The organism is Catellatospora paridis (assembly GCF_009720365.1).
Classification (GTDB): domain Bacteria; phylum Actinomycetota; class Actinomycetes; order Mycobacteriales; family Micromonosporaceae; genus Catellatospora; species Catellatospora paridis.
Map to the genome: position 1 here is coordinate 227,132 of NZ_ML769319.1, position 14,924 is coordinate 242,055.

Annotated in this window: 14 protein-coding genes; 11 read left to right on the plus strand and 3 right to left on the minus strand. The window is 72.2% G+C overall.

The window, feature by feature from the left end; all coding sequences use genetic code 11:
- Positions 1 to 78 precede the first annotated feature (78 nt).
- The 7 genes from F9C41_RS22300 (at position 79) to F9C41_RS22330 (ending at position 7,643) form a co-directional block, all read left to right on the plus strand.
- Positions 79 to 816 (plus strand): response regulator transcription factor, encoded by a 738-nt coding sequence (locus F9C41_RS22300; RefSeq protein WP_155388756.1) that lies wholly within the window; start codon positions 79 to 81, stop codon positions 814 to 816.
- Positions 813 to 2,525, plus strand: a complete 1,713-nt coding sequence (locus tag F9C41_RS22305) for a sensor histidine kinase (RefSeq protein WP_230689869.1) — start codon at positions 813 to 815, stop codon at positions 2,523 to 2,525. Before F9C41_RS22300 ends, F9C41_RS22305 begins: the two co-directional genes overlap by 4 nt.
- Before the next feature lie 100 nt (positions 2,526 to 2,625).
- Entirely contained in the window at positions 2,626 to 3,837 is a 1,212-nt protein-coding gene (locus tag F9C41_RS22310; RefSeq protein ID WP_155388757.1) for a Fic family protein, read from the plus strand.
- A gap of 65 nt (positions 3,838 to 3,902) precedes the next feature.
- Positions 3,903 to 5,066, plus strand: a complete 1,164-nt coding sequence (locus F9C41_RS22315) for an efflux RND transporter periplasmic adaptor subunit (RefSeq protein WP_155388758.1) — start codon at positions 3,903 to 3,905, stop codon at positions 5,064 to 5,066.
- Positions 5,063 to 5,800 carry an ABC transporter ATP-binding protein gene (locus tag F9C41_RS22320; protein ID WP_230689871.1) on the plus strand — a complete coding sequence of 246 codons (738 nt, stop codon included), beginning with the start codon at positions 5,063 to 5,065 and terminating at the stop codon, positions 5,798 to 5,800. Before F9C41_RS22315 ends, F9C41_RS22320 begins: the two co-directional genes overlap by 4 nt.
- Positions 5,801 to 5,858: 58 nt before the next feature.
- Positions 5,859 to 7,064: an ABC transporter permease gene (locus F9C41_RS22325; RefSeq protein ID WP_155388759.1), complete on the plus strand. Its 1,206-nt coding sequence runs from the start codon at positions 5,859 to 5,861 to the stop codon at positions 7,062 to 7,064.
- 15 nt (positions 7,065 to 7,079) lie between these two features.
- Positions 7,080 to 7,643 carry a hypothetical protein gene (locus F9C41_RS22330; protein ID WP_230689873.1) on the plus strand — a complete coding sequence of 188 codons (564 nt, stop codon included), beginning with the start codon at positions 7,080 to 7,082 and terminating at the stop codon, positions 7,641 to 7,643.
- A gap of 119 nt (positions 7,644 to 7,762) precedes the next feature.
- On the opposite strand, the gene F9C41_RS22335 is transcribed toward F9C41_RS22330, so the two are convergent.
- Positions 7,763 to 8,890 (minus strand): sensor histidine kinase, encoded by a 1,128-nt coding sequence (locus F9C41_RS22335; RefSeq protein ID WP_155388760.1) that lies wholly within the window; start codon positions 8,888 to 8,890, stop codon positions 7,763 to 7,765.
- On the minus strand, positions 8,887 to 9,543 hold the full coding sequence (locus tag F9C41_RS22340) for a response regulator transcription factor (RefSeq protein ID WP_196279890.1): 657 nt from the start codon (positions 9,541 to 9,543) through the stop codon (positions 8,887 to 8,889). Before F9C41_RS22340 ends, F9C41_RS22335 begins: the two co-directional genes overlap by 4 nt.
- A 112-nt stretch (positions 9,544 to 9,655) precedes the next feature.
- On the opposite strand from F9C41_RS22340, the gene F9C41_RS22345 reads away from it, so the two are divergent.
- The 4 genes from F9C41_RS22345 to F9C41_RS22360 are packed head-to-tail and all read left to right on the plus strand — an operon-like array spanning position 9,656 to position 13,144.
- Positions 9,656 to 10,180: a hypothetical protein gene (locus F9C41_RS22345; RefSeq protein ID WP_155388761.1), complete on the plus strand. Its 525-nt coding sequence runs from the start codon at positions 9,656 to 9,658 to the stop codon at positions 10,178 to 10,180.
- Complete coding sequence (locus F9C41_RS22350; protein ID WP_155388762.1) at positions 10,177 to 11,226, plus strand: efflux RND transporter periplasmic adaptor subunit; 1,050 nt, start codon at positions 10,177 to 10,179, stop codon at positions 11,224 to 11,226. Before F9C41_RS22345 ends, F9C41_RS22350 begins: the two co-directional genes overlap by 4 nt.
- Before the next feature lie 53 nt (positions 11,227 to 11,279).
- Positions 11,280 to 11,945 carry an ABC transporter ATP-binding protein gene (locus tag F9C41_RS22355; protein WP_155388829.1) on the plus strand — a complete coding sequence of 222 codons (666 nt, stop codon included), beginning with the start codon at positions 11,280 to 11,282 and terminating at the stop codon, positions 11,943 to 11,945.
- Positions 11,942 to 13,144, plus strand: a complete 1,203-nt coding sequence (locus F9C41_RS22360; protein ID WP_155388763.1) for an ABC transporter permease — start codon at positions 11,942 to 11,944, stop codon at positions 13,142 to 13,144. The genes F9C41_RS22355 and F9C41_RS22360 overlap by 4 nt, the downstream gene beginning before the upstream one ends.
- Positions 13,145 to 13,201: 57 nt before the next feature.
- On the opposite strand, the gene F9C41_RS22365 is transcribed toward F9C41_RS22360, so the two are convergent.
- Complete coding sequence (locus F9C41_RS22365; RefSeq protein ID WP_155388764.1) at positions 13,202 to 14,872, minus strand: DUF885 domain-containing protein; 1,671 nt, start codon at positions 14,870 to 14,872, stop codon at positions 13,202 to 13,204.
- Positions 14,873 to 14,924 lie beyond the last annotated feature (52 nt).

Here is a 14,924-nt window from a genome sequence, read left to right on the forward strand (position 1 = left end):
AGGGTGCTCCCAGGGTTCTCCGAGGTATGACGGATACAACGGGCTCACAGGCAGGACCGAGGTAGCAGGGAGCCGGCAGTGACGCAGCAGCAGGAGCGGGCGCGGACCAGGGTGCTGGTCGTCGACGACGAGGCCAACATCTGCGCGCTGCTGTCGGCGACGCTGCGGCTGGTCGAGTTCGACGTGCGGGTCGCGCACACCGGCCGGGACGCGCTCATCACGGCCGAGGAGTTCCAGCCCGACCTGGTCGTGCTCGACGTCATGCTGCCCGACCTGGACGGCTTCGAGGTCGCCCGGCAACTGCGGGCCGACGGCCGCGGGCCGGACAACGCCCTGGTGCCCGTGCTGTTCCTGACCGCCCGGCACTCCGTGGAGGACCGCATCTCCGGGCTGACCGTCGGCGCGGACGACTATGTCACCAAGCCGTTCAGCCTGGAGGAGGTCGTGCTGCGCATCCGCGCCATCCTGCGGCGCAGCCGGCCCAGCGGCGATCAGATCGACAGCGGCGTGCTCCGCTACGCGGACCTCGAACTGCACGAGGACGCGCACGAGGTGCGCCGGGGCGGCAAGTTGGTCGACCTCTCCCCGACCGAGTTCAACCTGCTGCGCTACCTGCTCGTCAACGCGGGCCGGGTGGTCTCCAAGGCGCAGATCCTGGACCGGGTGTGGAGCTACGACTTCGGCGGCGACGGTCGCATCGTCGAGTCGTACGTCTACTACCTGCGCAAGAAGGTCGACAAGTGGGACCCGCCGCTGATCCACACCGTGCGCGGCGTCGGGTACGCGCTGCGCCTGCCCCGAGGTGGCCAGGAATGATCCGCCCACCGTGGCGGCGGTGGACCCTGCGTACCCGGATGGTGGTCGCGGTGGTAGCCCTGGCCGGGGTGGCCCTGCTCATCACCGACTTCGTCGCCGCCACGACGCTGCGCCACTACCTGGCGCAGCAGCTCGACGAGGACGTGCGCGAGCTGAACCGCTTCGGCAGCGGGCCCTGGCCCGGCGGCTTCGGTAACCGGCCGCCGGCGGGGCCGGACGCCATCCGGACCCCCTCGGGCCCGGGCACCGGGCAGCCAGGCCCGACGGCGACGGCGTCACCGCTGCCCGCCGCCACCGCGCAGCCGGCCCCGTCCCCGACCGTGCCGGTCGGCGCGTCGACCACGGCCAACGACGTCATCTGCGAAGGGCGGTTCGGCGCGGCCGGCGGCGGTGCGCTGCCACCTGGCCAGGGCGACACCATCGTGAGCTTCTACGACGCGGAGGGGCGGTTCGTCTGCCGCGTGAGCAACGGCATCAAGGCCGCGGAGGGGCCGCAGCTGACCTTTGCGCAGCTCCAGGAGAACGCGCACGTCGGCACCGGACGTGACGCGGGCAAGGTGTTCACCGCGGCCGGCCCCTCCGGGCAGGACTTCCGGGTGACCGTGAGCAGGACCCAGGACGGCAGGACCCAGGACGGCAGGTACCGCGTCTCGGCCATCGCGCTCGACCGGGTCCAGAACACCGCGAACCTGGTGCTGCTGGTCGTGCTGGCCGTGGGCGGGCTGGTGCTGCTGGGTCTGGGCTTCGCGGCGTACAGCGTGGTCCGGATCGGGCTGCGGCCGCTGACCAACATGGAGCACGCCGCGGCGCAGATCGCCGGTGGCGACCTGACCGCCCGCGTGCCCGATCCCGACCCGCACACCGAACCCGGCAGGCTCGGCCTCGCGCTCAACACCATGCTGGGCCGGATCGAGGCGGCGGTCACCGCGCGGGCCGCCTCCGAGCAGCGGCTGCGGCAGTTCCTCGCGGACGCCTCGCACGAGCTGCGCACCCCGCTCACCTCGATCCGCGGCTTCGCCGAGCTGTACCGCCGCGGCGGTGCGCCGCCCGGCCCGGAGCTGGACGAGGCCATGTCCCGTATCGAGCAGGAGGCCGGCCGGATGGGCCTGCTGGTCGAGGACCTGCTGCTGCTGGCCGCGCTGGACGAGGAGCGCCCGCTGCAGCAGTCCCGGGTGGACCTGCTCGCGGTGGCGGCCGACACGGTCCGCGACGCGCACGTGCGCACCCCGGGCCGGACCGTGGAGCTGGCCGGGTTCGAGCCGGTCGGCGTACTGGGCGATGAGCACCGCCTGCGCCAGGTGGCGACGAACCTGGTGGCGAACGCGCTCCAGCACACCCCGGCGGACGCCCGGGTCACGTTGAGGGTGAGCCACCGCGGCGGCGAAGCCGCCGACGAACCGTTCGAACTGCCGGTGGCCCGCGACAGCGGCCCGGTGGTCGCGGCCGTCGGCGCGGATCTCGACCCGGACCTGCCGGTGGCAGTGCTGGAGGTCGAGGACACCGGGCCAGGGGTGCCGCCGGAGCACGCCGCCCGCATCTTCGAGCGGCTGTACCGTGCCGACCCGCACCGCGCCCGCAGCCACGGTGGAGCGGGCCTGGGCCTGGCCATCGCCTCGGCGATCGTGAAGGCCCACGGCGGCCGCATCGAGCTGTCCACGTCCCCCGGGGTGGGCTCCACGTTCCGAGTACTCCTGCCGCTTGCTACTTAACGCGCATCTCGGCGATTGTTTGATACCTTCAGGGCCTCTAGGTATCAAGACGAGGCTCCTTTGATACCTAACCCTCTGTTGAGTATCAAAGGAGCGAGGGATGTTGCGGGACCAGTTTCTCCCCGCCCAGTGGCCGTACGTGGTCCGTGCGGAACGAAACTACCTGGCCTTTCTGCCCCCGCCCCTGCCTCCACACATGGACCTCAGCGGCACTCTGCTGAGCCGGTTGTCGGCGGCCGACCGCGCCGTCGGCGAGTTGGCAGGTGTCGCCCGCACGCTGCCGGGCCCGGAGTTGCTGGCGGCGTCCCTGATCAGGCATGAGGCGGTCTTGTCGAGCCAGATCGAGGGCACCCGGGCCACCATGTTCGACCTGGCCCTGTTCGAGGCGGAGCCATCGGCTGCCGAGGCGGCGGACACCAACGAGGTGTTCAACTACGTGCTCGCCACCGAGCAGCTGTTGGACCCGGATCGGCGCCTGCCGCTGAGCCTGCCGTTGCTTCTGGAAGCGCACCGTACGCTGCTGGCCGGTGTGCGTGGCGGTCATGCCACGCCGGGCGAGTTCCGCCGCAGCCAGAATTGGATCGGTCCGCCGGGATGCACGCTCAATGACGCTACATATGTCCCGCCACCGCCGGAGCGACTTTGGGAGTGCCTCGATCCGCTGGAGCGGTACCTGCATGCCGATCGTGAGCTGCCGCCGCTGCTCGCGATCGGGTGCCTGCACTACCAGTTCGAGGCGATCCACCCTTTCCTCGACGGCAACGGCCGTGTGGGGCGCTTGTTGATCATGTTGTTGCTGGTGGAGTGGGGTCTGCTGCCGGGTGCGGTGCTCGACCTGTCCGCCTTCATCGAACCCCGCCGGGACGAGTACTACGCCCGGCTGCTTGCCGTCTCCACGCAGGGCGACTGGGGAGGATGGCTGCAGTTCTTCCTGGAGGGCGTGACCGTCCAGGCGCAGGATGCCGTGAGCAGGGCGCGCGCACTGTCCGCACTGCGAGCCGACTATCGGTCGCGAGTGACCACCGCGCGTGCCTCTGCGCTGTTGCCGCGACTTGTCGACGCTCTCTTCGAGCGCCAGTCGCTGACCATCGCGCGGGCACAGGAGTTGCTGGCGGTCAGCTCACGCTCGGCCGCGCTGGCCGTGGAACGGCTGGTTGACGTCGGGATCCTTCATGAGCTGCGCCGCGGGCGTCGCCGCTACTTCCTCGCTAACGAGATTATCGATGTAGCCAGCGGTCGCGGAGCCGATCGGTGGCGCGTGTCGCGTGAACCGGAGCGCGGCCAGCGGACGCTGCCCGGGCTCGAAGGCTGAGGCTCCAAGCTCATTCCGAGGTTGGTGGGAGGTCGCGTCGAGGGCGGGTCGCGACGATGCGTGCCATGCGATTGCGGCGAGGCATCCCGCTCGGGCGGACCACACTGATCAACAGCGCTCTCGGGCTGCTGCTGGTCGGCGGCGGCACCTGGGCGTACTTCATGATCAGCGGAGACGCGACGCCGGCCCAGGCCAACACGTCGCGCACCGTGGCGGTGGCCCAGGGCACGGTGACCGCGACGGTCACCGCCGACGGTTCGATCGAGTCGGCGAACACCATGTCGGCCGATTTCGCCACCGGCGGCACCGTCACCGCGATCAAGGTGAAGGTCGGTGACAAGGTCGCCAAGAGCGCGGTGCTGGCCACCGTGGACGCGACCGAGGTGAAGGAGAGCCTGGCCACCGCGAAGCGCAACCTCGACGCGGCTCGGGACGCGCTGGACCGCGCCGAGGACGGCGGTGACGACAGCAGCATCGCCAACGCAGAGAACCAGGTGGACCAGGCCGAGTCCGCGGTCGCCGCGGCGCAGCGCTCGGTCGACGGCACGGTGCTCAAGGCCCCCATGGCCGGCACCGTCGTGGCGATCAGCGGCGCGGTCGGCGGTTCCTCGGGCGGCTCGTCCGGTGGCGGGGGCGGCAACAGCTCCTCGTCCTCGTCGTCGAGCGGCTCCGGGTTCGTGCAGCTGGCCGACCTGACGAAGCTCCAGGTGACGGCGGGTGTCGCCGAGGCCGACGCGACCCGGTTGAAGGTCGGGCAGTCGGCGACGGTCACCTGGAACGCGCTGACCGGGGCCACCGCGACCGGCAAGGTGTCGGCGATCTCGCCGACGGCGTCCAGCGGCAACACGGTGACGTACCCGATCGAGGTGCTGCTGGACAGCATTCCGGAGGGCGCGCGGCTCGGGCAGACGGTCAGCCTGTCGGTGACCGTGGACGAGGTCGCCGACGCGGTCTACGTGCCCGCCGCGGCGGTGCGCACGGCCGGCGGCCGGACCACGGTGACCGTGGTGAAGGACGGCGTGCAGGAGACCCGGGCCGTCGAGATCGGGCTCAAGGGCGACGCGTACACGGTGATCGTCTCCGGGGTGACCGTGGGCGAGCAGGTCGTGCTGGCCACCGTGACCAGCGGGACCGGCAACCAGCAGCAGTTCCCGGGCGGCGGGCCGGGCGGCGGCTTCACCGGCGGCGGCTTCGGCGGCAACACCGGCAACCGGCCGGGCAACCGGTGACCGGCCCGTACGGCCGCGAGCAGCGGCCCGTCCTCGACGTCGTGGACCTGGTCAAGACGTACGGCGAGGGCGAGACGGCGGTGCACGCCCTGGCCGGGGTCTCGATGACCGTCGCGCCCGGCGACTACGTGGCCATCATGGGCTCGTCGGGCTCCGGCAAGTCCACCCTGATGAACATCGTCGGCTGCCTCGACGTGCCCACCTCGGGCACGTACCGGCTGGACGGGGTCGACGTCAGCGAGCTGAACGAGTCTCAGCTGGCGCTGGTGCGCAACCGCCGGATCGGGTTCGTGTTCCAGTCCTTCAACCTGATCGCCCGGACCAGCGCGCTGGCCAATGTGGAGCTGCCGCTGGCGTACGCCGGGATCAAACCCGCGGTGCGCCGGGAGCGGGCGCTCGCCGCGCTGGACATGGTGGGCCTGGCCAACCGGGCCGAGCACGACCCGAACCAGCTCTCCGGCGGCCAGCAGCAGCGGGTCGCGGTGGCCCGCGCGCTGGTCAGCCAGCCGGCGCTGCTGCTGGCCGACGAGCCGACCGGCAACCTGGACAGCCGCTCCACCGCCGACGTGCTGAGCATCCTGGACGGGCTGAACGCGCAGGGCCGCACCATCGTGCTGATCACGCACGAGGACGAGGTGGCGGCGCACGCCCACCGCACCATCCGCCTGGTCGACGGCCTGGTCGTCTCTGACGTACGCCGCCGCGACATCACACCGGTGGGAGTTCCGGCATGAGCGAGCGAATCATGTCGACGCCGACTCATGCCGACGACGAACGTAGCGAGGAGGAGGCATGAGCTTCTTCGAGATCTTCGGGTTCGCGTTGCGCGGCGTCGCGGCGAACAAGCTGCGGTCCGGACTGACCGTGCTGGGCATTCTGATCGGCGTCGCGGCGGTGATCCTGCTGGTCGCGGTCGGCACCGGCTCGGCCAAGCAGGTCGAGGACAGCCTGGCCGCGCTCGGCACCAACACGCTCACCGTGCAGGGCGGCCGCGGCGGCGACACCGGCTACCGCACCGACCTGACCCTCGACATCGTCAAGGCGCTGCAGGACAAGGAGTCCGCGCCGGACGTCAAGAGCGTGTCGCCGGTCGTCAACAGCGCGCAGACGCTGACCTTCGGCGACGCCTCCTACGACGTCAACTCGGTGATCGGCACGTACCCGTCGTACTTCGCCGCCTCCAACAGCGTGGTCGCGAGCGGGTCGGGCTTCACCGAGGAGGACGTCGACCAGGCCGCGCGGGTGGTGGTGCTCGGGCCGACGACCGCTGAGGAGCTGTTCGGCACGACGGTGGACCCGGTCGGGCAGCGCATCGGCATCGCCGGGCAGATCTACTCGGTGATCGGGGTGCTGGCGAAGAAGGGCTCGACCGGCTTCAACGACCCCGACGACGTGGCGATCGCGCCGCTGCCCGCGGTGCAGCGCTCGCTCACCGGATACGGGCCCGTCTCGTCGATCACCATCGAGGCGGCGAGTGCGGACGCCGTGGCCGCGGCGAAGGCCGAGATCACCGCGATCCTCAACGCGAAGATGCACGTCGCGGACGGCGCGAGCAGCACGCCGTACCAGATCAGGGATGCCTCTCAGCTGCTGGAGACGCGGACCGCGACCGCCGAGACCTTCACCGTGCTGCTCGGCGCGGTCGCCGGGATCTCGCTGGTGGTGGGCGGCATCGGCATCACCAACATCATGATGGTCTCGGTGACCGAGCGGACCCGCGAGATCGGCATCCGCAAGGCGCTGGGCGCGCCGCGCCGCGTCATCCTGACCCAGTTCCTGATCGAGGCGACGCTGCTCAGCCTCGCCGGCGGCGGGTTGGGGGTCGCCGCGGCGCTGATCGGCGCGAACTTCGAGATCGTCGGCATCAAACCGGTGGTCATGCCCGACTCGGTCGCGCTGGCGCTGGGCGTCTGCGTGGCGATCGGCCTGTTCTTCGGCAGCTACCCGGCCAGCCGGGCAGCCGGCCTGCGCCCCATCGACGCCCTGCGGTACGAGTAAGGAGCCTTGACCTCAATGAAGCATGCGATCCGTACCCGGGACTCGGACACCACCGGTGTCAGCTCGACCGGTGCCGTCTCGGACGTACCGATGGACGACCTGGTGGCGGGCCTGGCCAAGGCCAAACGCGGCCCGTGGCTGACCCGCAGCACGGGTGCCCTGCTCGCGCTGGTGCTGACCTGCGGCGGGTTCCTCGCCGGCGTCCAGGTCCAGCAGCGTTTCGGCACGTCCGGCACTGCGGCCGCGACGGGCGCGGGCGGCACCGGCAACCGGCCGGGCGGTGTCCGCGGCGGATTCGGCCAGGCCGGCACCGGCGGGTTCCAGGGCGGTCAACAGACGGGCCAGCAGCCCGCCGCCGCCCCGATCACCGGAAAGATCAAGCTGGTCGACGGCACCACGGTCTACCTGGAGACCGCCGACGGGCGGCTGCTCACCATCAAGACCGGCGACACCACCACCGTCCAGGCCACCGACAAGATCGCCCTCAAGGATCTCGCCGCCGGCACCGAGATCACCGTCCAGGGCACCACCTCCGACACCACCGTCACCGCCACGACGATCACCGCCGCGGGTTCGTGATCGCCCGAGTTGCCTGGCACGTGTGGGTATCCGGCTTCAAGATCCGCCCACCTGCCAGGCAACTCCGACGATCGAGGGCCGCCCGGTCGGCGTGACTCCGACGATCAAGAACCGCCCGGTCAGAGGGTGGTGGTGAGGGTCAGGCCGCCGCCGGGGCGGGGGGTGGCGGTGACGGCGCCGTGGTGGGCCTGGGCGATGGCGCGGACGATGGACAGGCCGAGGCCGAGGCCGCGGGACGGGCCGCCGACGCGTTCGCGGCCGAGGCGGCGGAAGGGCTGGAAGATCGCCTCCATCTCGTACGCCGGCACGACCGGCCCGCTGTTCACCACCACCAGCCGGGCCCGCCCGTCCGCGGTCGCGGTCTCCACCCGCAGCCACCCGTCGGGCACGTTGTGCCGGACCGCGTTCTCGACCAGGTTCTGCACCAGCCGCTCCAGCAGCACCGGGTCGCCGGTGACCGGGGCCGGGTCGAGCCGGCTGGTCACCGCGGGGCCGCCCGCCGGCAGCGCCTCCAGCACGTACTCGGCGACGTCGGCCAGGTCGACCGGGGTCTGCTCGGCCACCTCGTGCTCGCTGTCGGCGAGCATGAGCAGCCCGTCGATGAGCCGCTCGTGGCGCTCGTTGACCTTCAGCAGCGCCTCGCCGAGCTGTTGCGCATCGGCGCTCGCCTCGGGGCGGGTGATGGCCAGCTCCACCAGCGCCCGGTTCAGCGCCAGCGGCGTACGCAGCTCGTGCGACGCGTTGGCCACGAAGCGCCGCTGCCCGTCGAAGGAGTGGTCGAGCCGGCTCAGCATCGCGTCGAACGTGTCGGCGAGCTGCTTGACCTCGTCCTTCGGCCCGTTCAGGGCGATCCGCTCGTGCAGGCCGCGGCCCCCGGCGCTCGCCGCGATGCGGCCCGCGGTCGCGGTGATGCGGTGCAGCGGCTGCAGCGCCCGTCCGGCCAGCACCCAGGCGACGCCGGTCGCGGCCGTCAGCACCAGGGCGAGCGCGATGCCGCCCTGGGTGATGATCGTGGTGAGGGTCGCCTGGTTGGACTCCTCGGTCTTGGCCTGCAGCAGCTCGCGCAGCGCCTTGAAGTCGCCGCCGGTCTTCAGCAGGTCGGTGACGATCATCTTGCTGTCGAACGGGTCGGCGTCCATCTGCCAGCGCACCAGGAAGTACGTGATGGCCAGCAGGGCCAGCCCGGCGACGGTGAACAGCACGACGTAGAGCAGGGTCAGCCGGGCGCGGATGGTCAGCCTGTTCACGGTATGCGGTACCCCACTCCGGCGACGGTCTCGATCGGCTGCGGCTCGCCGAGCTTGCGGCGCAGCTTCATCACGGTCACCCGTACCACGTTGGTGAACGGGTCGATGTGCTCGTCCCAGGCCCGTTCGAGCAGCTGCTCGGCGGAGACCACGGCCCCGTCGGCGCGCAGCAGCTCGGCCAGCACGGCGAACTCCTTGCGGGCCAGGCCGAGGTCGCGGCCGTCGCGCTCGGCGGTGCGCCGGGCCGGGTCGAGCACGATGCCGGACCGCTGCAGCACGGCCGGGTTGCGCACGACCGCCCGGCGGGCCAGTGCGTGCACCCGCGCCGCCAGCTCGACCATCGCGAACGGCTTGACCAGGTAGTCGTCGGCGCCCAGGGCCAGCCCGGCGACCCGCTCCCGCACGGCCGCGGCCGCGGTCAGCATCAGCACCCGCGTCTGCGGCAGCCGGTCGGAGATCTCCCGGCACAGTTCGTCCCCCGGCCGCCCCGGCAGATCACGATCGAGGACCACCACGTCGTACGGATGCACGGCGAGCCGTTCGTGCGCGGCGTCCCCGTCGTACGCCACGTCCACGGCGAACGCCTCCCGCCGCAGCCACTCGGCCACGGCGTCCGCCAACACGTCCTCGTCCTCCACCACCAGCACCCGCACGCGGCAATGATGCCCGCCCACCGGTAACCGGCGCATAACCAAGATCGAGGGAGCCCGGCGGCGAGCGGTTGCGGTTACGCGGGGGATACGCGGCGGCGGGTCTGATGGCGGCATGAGGACGAGACTGATGGCCGTGGCCGCCGTGCTGGCGTGTGTGCCGGTGCTGGCGGCGTGCGGTGGGAGCAAGGACGAGGGTGTGGCGACCGCGGGCGGGGCCCGGCCGGGGGCCTCGGCTTCGGCGGCCGCGCTGGACAAGCAGGAGCAGGGGCGCAGGTTCGCCGCGTGCATGCGCGAGCACGGCGTGGACATGCCCGACCCCGAGCCGGGCGACCAGATGCGGGCCGACCTGGCGAAGGTCGACAAGGACAAGCTGGCACCCGCGATGGAGGCGTGCAAGACGCTGCTGCCCAACGGCGGTGAAGCGGTGCAGCTCGACCCGCAGCAGGTGGAGAACCTGCGGACCTTCGCCAAGTGCATGCGCGAGAACGGGGTGGAGGAGTTCCCTGAGCCCGACGACACTGGCAAGCTGCGGCTGGAGGGCGCGCTCGGGGAGTGGCGCACCAACCCGGAGTTCGCGAAGGCGCTCGAGAAGTGCCGTGCCATCGTCCCCGACTTCAAAGGCGGCGGTGGCAAGTGAGGGCTCGCTACCTGGTCGGCGGTGTCGCCGTGCTCGCGGTCGCCGCGGCGGCGGGGCTGGCCGTGGGCCTGCCGAAACTGTCCGGCGGTGAGGAGGCGGCCGCCGCCGGGCCGGTTGAGACGGCGACGGTGACCCGGCAGACGCTGTCGGACACCGAGACCGAGAGCGGCACCCTGGGCTACGGCGCGGAGCACACCGTCGGGGCGCGCAGTTCGGGCACGGTCACCTGGCTGGCCGCGGAGCACGCGGTGATCAGCCGGGGCAAGCCGCTGTTCCGCATCGACGACCAGCCGGTGCTGCTGCTGTACGGGGCCCTGCCCGCGTACCGGCAGCTGCGCGGCGGGGTCGAGGGCACGGACGTGAAGCAGCTGGAGCAGAACCTCCAGGCGCTCGGGTACGACGGTTTCACCGTGGACCGCGAGTTCACCTCGTCGACCGCGAGCGCGGTGCGGGAATGGCAGGAGGACCTGGGCCTGCCCGAGACGGGTGTGGTCGAGCCGGGCCGGATCGTCTTCGCGAGCGGCCCGGTGCGCGTCGACGCGCTCAGCGCGTCCGTCGGCGACCTGGTGCAGCCTGGCACGCCGATCCTGACCCGCAGCGGGGTGGACCGGGCGGTGGTGGTGGAGCTGGAGGTCGCCGACGAGCGGCTGGCCGCGGTCGGCGCGGCGGTCGAGGTGGAGCTGCCCGACGGCAAGCGGGTGCCCGGCAAGGTCAGCGCGGTGCAGACGGTGATCGCCCCGGGCGTCAACGGCGCCGACCCGACGACGAACCTGGAGGTCACCGTGTCGCTGACGGCGAAGGAGGCGATGCAGGGCTTCCACCAGGCTGCCGTTGACGTCGACTTCACCGCGGAGACGCGCGAGGGCGTGCTGACCGTGCCTGTGGCGGCGCTGCTCGCGCTGGCCGAGGGCGGCTACGGCGTCGAGGTCGTCGAGGGCGGCGTGAGCCGGATCGTCGCGGTGGAGACCGGGCTGTTCGCGGCCGGAAGGGTCGAGGTCAGCGGGGACGGCCTGGCCGAGGGCGCGATCGTCGGGATGCCCTCGTGACCGGCGTGCCCGCTGCGGGCCCCGCCGGCCTGGCGGACGGTGGCGACGGGCCGATGATCGCCCTCACCGACGTCGCCAAGGTCTATCCGGGCGGGGTGACCGCACTGGCCGGGGTGAGCCTGCGGATCGAGCGCGGTGAGTCGGCCGCGATCGTCGGGCCGTCCGGCTCGGGGAAGTCGACGATGCTGCACATGGTCGGGGCGCTGGACCGGCCCACCGCCGGCCGCGTCGAGATCGACGGGTACGACCTGGCGGACCTGTCGGACCGGCAGCTGTCGGCGCTGCGCGGCAGCCGGATCGGGTTCGTGTTCCAGCAGTTCCATCTCGCCCCGGGCATGTCCTGCGTGGACAACGTCGCCGACGGCCTGCTCTATGCGGGAGTGCCGCTACGGGAGCGCCGGGAACGGGCGACCGCCGCGCTGGCCCGTGTCGGGCTGGCCCACCGGCTGGGGCACCGGCCGCACGAGCTGTCCGGCGGTGAGCGGCAGCGGGTCGCCATCGCCCGCGCCGTGGTCGGCGACCCGCCGCTGCTGCTGGCCGACGAGCCCACCGGCAACCTGGACTCGCACTCCGGCGAGGTCGTCCTGGACCTGCTGCGCGAACTGAACGCGGCCGGCACCACCCTGGTCGTGATCACCCACGACCGGGAGATCGCCGCGGCCTTCCCCCGCATGATCGCCCTGCGCGACGGCGCCCTCGTCGCGGAGGTCCCCGCATGACCGCGGCGGGGCTGGCCGCGCCGCGGTTGCGGTGGGCGGATCTGCTGCGGGTGGGGGCGGTCGGGCTGCGTACCCGGCCGACCCGGGCGCTGCTGTCGGCCCTCGGCATCGCCATCGGGATCGCGGCGATGGTCGCCGTGGTCGGCATCTCCGCCTCGTCGCGGGCGGAGCTGGACCAGACGCTGGACCGGCTCGGCACCAACCTGCTCACCGTCAGCCCCGGCAGCAACCTGTTCGGGCAGGACGCGAAGCTGCCGCTGGAGGCCGCCACGATGATCGAGCGGATCGGCCCGGTCACCGACGTGTCCGCGGTGGGCCGGATCGACACCAAGGTCTACCGCACCGACCGGATCCCCCCGGCGGAGAGCGGCAGCCTCGGCGTACGCGCCGCCGACCTGGACCTGCCCGCCACGGTCGGGGCGGAACTGGCCGACGGCACCTGGCTGAACGCGGCGACGGCCCGCTACCCGGCGACGGTGCTGGGGGCGACCGCGGCGAGCCGGCTCGGGGTCACCGAGGCCGGGCCGGACCGGCAGGTGTGGCTGGGCGGCCGCTGGTTCACCGTGGTGGGCATCCTGCGGCCGGTGCCGCTGGCCGCCGAGCTGGACAGCGCCGCCCTGGTCGGCCGGCCTGCGGCCGAGTCCTACCTGGACTTCGACGGGCACGCCACGACGGTGTACACCCGATCGCCGGAGTCCCAGGTGGAGGCGGTGAGCGAGGTGCTGGCGGCGACCGCGAACCCGGAGGCGCCCAACGAGGTCAAGGTGTCCCGGCCGTCGGACGCGCTCGCCGCGCAGCTGGCCACCGACAAGGCGTTCACCGGGCTGCTGCTGGGCCTGGGCGCGGTGGCGTTGCTGGTCGGCGGGGTCGGGGTGGCCAATACGATGGTCATCTCGGTGCTGGAGCGGCGGGCCGAGATCGGGTTGCGGCGCTCCCTCGGGGCGACCCGTGGCCAGGTGCGGGGCCAGTTCCTGACCGAGTCGCTGCTGCTGGCGGCCCTGGGCGGGGTCGGCGGGGTGCTGCTGGGCGGGCTGGTGACCACGGCGTACGCCCTCATCCAGGGCTGGCCCGGGGTCGTGCCCGCCTGGGCGACCCTCGGCGGCCTGGCCGCCACCCTGGTGATCGGCGGTGTCGCCGGCCTCTATCCGGCCGTCCGCGCCTCCCGGCTGTCCCCGACCGAGGCGCTCGCCACCCCCTGAAAGGATGGAAGGGCACCTTCACAACGCTTGCGTTGTAGAAGGTGCCCTTCCCGCCCGTCAGAGGCGGGCGAGCGCCTTGCGCAGCGGGTCCAGGCCGAGCGAGCCCAGGTCGAGCGCGTCGGAGTGGAACTGCCGCAGGTCGAACGCGGCGCCCTTGCGGGCCTTGGCGTCGTCGCGGGCCTGCAGCCAGATCCGCTCGCCGACCTTGTACGACGGGGCCTGACCCGGCCAGCCGAGGTAGCGGTTGAGCTCGAAGCGCAGGTTCTCGTCCGGCACCCGGCAGTGCGCCCGCAGGAACTCCCAGCCCAGCTCGGGGGTCCACCGCTCGCCGGGGTGGAAGCCGAACGGGTTGTCCCGCGGGATCTCCAGCTCCAGGTGCATGCCGATGTCGACGATGACGCGGGCGGCGCGGAACGCCTGCCCGTCGAGCATGCCGAGCTTGTCGGCCGGGTCGGCCAGGTAGCCGAGGTCGTCCATGAGCCGCTCGCTGTACAGCGCCCAGCCCTCGCCGTGGCCGGAGGACCAGCTCAGCAGCCGCTGCCAGCGGTTGAGCTTGTCCGCCTGGTACGCCGCCTGGGCGACCTGCAGGTGGTGGCCCGGAGCGCCCTCGTGGTAGACCGTGGTCACCTCGCGCCAGGTGGAGAAGTCGGTGACGCCCTGCGGCACGGCCCACCACATCCGGCCGGGACGGCTGAAGTCCTCGCTCGGCCCGGTGTAGTAGATGCCGCCGTCGCTGGTCGGGGCGAGGCAGCACTCGATGCGCCGGATCGCCTCGGGGATGTCGAAGTGGGTGCCGTTCAGGTCGCTGATGGCCTTCTCGGCCAGCTGCTGCATCCAGTCCCGGAACTGCTCCTTGCCGTGGATCTTGTACTTCGGGTCGCCGTCGAGCTTGGCCACCGCCTCGTCGATGGAGGAGCCGGGACCGGCGATGACCGCGGACACGGCCCGCATCTCGGTCTCCAGCCGGTGCAGCTCCTCGAAGCCCCAGGCGTACGTCTCGTCCAGGTCGACGCGCGCGCCGAGGAAGTACTGCGAGGCCAGCTCGTAACGCTCGCGCCCGGCGGCCTCCTTCTCCCGCCCGAGCGGAGCCAGCTCGGCGCGCAGGAACGCCCCGAACTCGCGGGTCGCCTCGTTGGCGGCGGTCGCGCCGCGGTCCAGCTCGGCGCGCAGCGCGCCGGCGGCCTCGATGCGCCGGGCCAGACCGAAGTAGAAGTCGTCACCGTCGGCGCTGGTCCAGATGTCGCACTGCTTGGCGACCTCCTCGATCTGGCGGCGCGCGCTGACCTTGCCGGAGCGGGCGGCGTCCAGCAGGGTCTGCCGGTACTGCGTGAGCGCGGTGGGGAAGGCGTTGAGCCGGGCGGCGATGTTGGCGACCGACTCGTCGGTGTCGGTCGACATCAGGTCGAACGTGGCCCGCAGGTTGTGCAGCGCGCTGGAGATGACGTTGAGCTCGCTGGTCACCTCGCCCGCGTCGAACCGGGCGACGCCGAGCTCCATCCGCTCGATCATGGCCTCCCGGGCGACGAACTCGCGCTCGTTCTCGGGCTCGATCGCCCGCAGCTCCGCCAGCGTGCGGCGGTCCAGGTCCGCGCCGGCGGCGAAGCCGTCCGCGGTGAGGTCATCCAGTTTGTCGTCATAGCCGCTGATACCGACATAGGTGGCGCCGGTGGGGCTCAGCGGCGCCCACTCGTCGACATAGCGATCGGCCAGGTCATCAACTCGTCCCATGCGTGGAAACCTAGCCGACCGGGCCGACTCGGCGCAGGCGAGATAGTCGTGG

Coding starts and splice junctions, on each gene's coding strand:
- F9C41_RS22305 (WP_230689869.1), top strand. CDS start 813: ATGATCCGCCCACCGTGGCGGCGGTGGACCCTGCGTACCCGGATGGTG.
- F9C41_RS22310 (WP_155388757.1), top strand. CDS start 2,626: ATGTTGCGGGACCAGTTTCTCCCCGCCCAGTGGCCGTACGTGGTCCGT.
- F9C41_RS22315 (WP_155388758.1), top strand. CDS start 3,903: ATGCGATTGCGGCGAGGCATCCCGCTCGGGCGGACCACACTGATCAAC.
- F9C41_RS22325 (WP_155388759.1), top strand. CDS start 5,859: ATGAGCTTCTTCGAGATCTTCGGGTTCGCGTTGCGCGGCGTCGCGGCG.
- F9C41_RS22330 (WP_230689873.1), top strand. CDS start 7,080: ATGAAGCATGCGATCCGTACCCGGGACTCGGACACCACCGGTGTCAGC.
- F9C41_RS22345 (WP_155388761.1), top strand. CDS start 9,656: ATGAGGACGAGACTGATGGCCGTGGCCGCCGTGCTGGCGTGTGTGCCG.
- F9C41_RS22355 (WP_155388829.1), top strand. CDS start 11,280: ATGATCGCCCTCACCGACGTCGCCAAGGTCTATCCGGGCGGGGTGACC.
- F9C41_RS22360 (WP_155388763.1), top strand. CDS start 11,942: ATGACCGCGGCGGGGCTGGCCGCGCCGCGGTTGCGGTGGGCGGATCTG.
- F9C41_RS22365 (WP_155388764.1), bottom strand. CDS start 14,872: ATGGGACGAGTTGATGACCTGGCCGATCGCTATGTCGACGAGTGGGCG.